General features: G+C 33.2%; 1 protein-coding gene. It reads left to right on the top strand.

What is annotated here, in order from left to right:
• Positions 1–162: 162 nt before the first annotated feature.
• Entirely contained in the window at positions 163–702 is a 540-nt protein-coding gene (locus WMO38_RS15120) for a helix-turn-helix domain-containing protein (protein WP_227701393.1), read from the top strand.
• The last annotated feature ends 39 nt before the right edge of the window (positions 703–741 follow it).

Below are 741 nucleotides of genomic sequence, written 5' to 3'. Positions count from 1 at the left end.
ACTGTGGAGAAGATGAGTTCATATCGAAAGAAGCAGTAATGTTTTTAGATATATTACAGAGTATATGATATAATTTGCTCACATGGTATGCTTCAGCTTATTGGACTACTAACATGTGAGCAGTTACAAAAGACAGAAATTATTTTATATTGGAGGTACAGGATGAATACGGAAAAGACTTTTGCAGATAGATTAAAAGAGTTGCGTAATATACGAAACTATACACAGGAAGAGCTGGGTAAGATAACAAATATATCTGTTCAGAGTATACGACGTTATGAACAAGGTAGACTCAATGAAGAGCCAAGTGCGTATAATCTTTTACAACTAGCAAAGGCACTAGATGTAACACCTGAATACTTATTGATAGGAGATAATAATATGACAAGTTACACGGAGGCAATTAAGAGAGAATTGAAGCAACTTAATGACTATGGACAAATATCTGAAATTAAAGAAACCGAGTTGAATTCCACGATTTTATCACATCTTGAGATGAGTAATGATTTAGTAGATGCTGTAAAGACGGATTGGAATGCAAAAGGCATATTTAAGAGGATAGAGAAAGAGGAAGATAAACAGATTGTGGTAGACAGTTATTGTACAAGACCTTATGTACAGGATGTCATATTACGATATTGCCAGAATAGATCTATATTTAAGACAAAGTTTGCAATAATTGATGGAATGCTTTTAGAATAAAGCAAATTTGAGAGTAAATTAGCACTTTAGCCAATATGG

It is taken from the genome of Lachnospira hominis (ex Hitch et al. 2025) (genome assembly GCF_040096395.1).
Taxonomy (GTDB): Bacteria; Bacillota; Clostridia; order Lachnospirales; family Lachnospiraceae; genus Lachnospira; species Lachnospira hominis.
The sequence above is the reverse complement of the archived record's forward strand: the minus strand, read 5'-3'. Positions and strand labels throughout refer to the sequence as shown.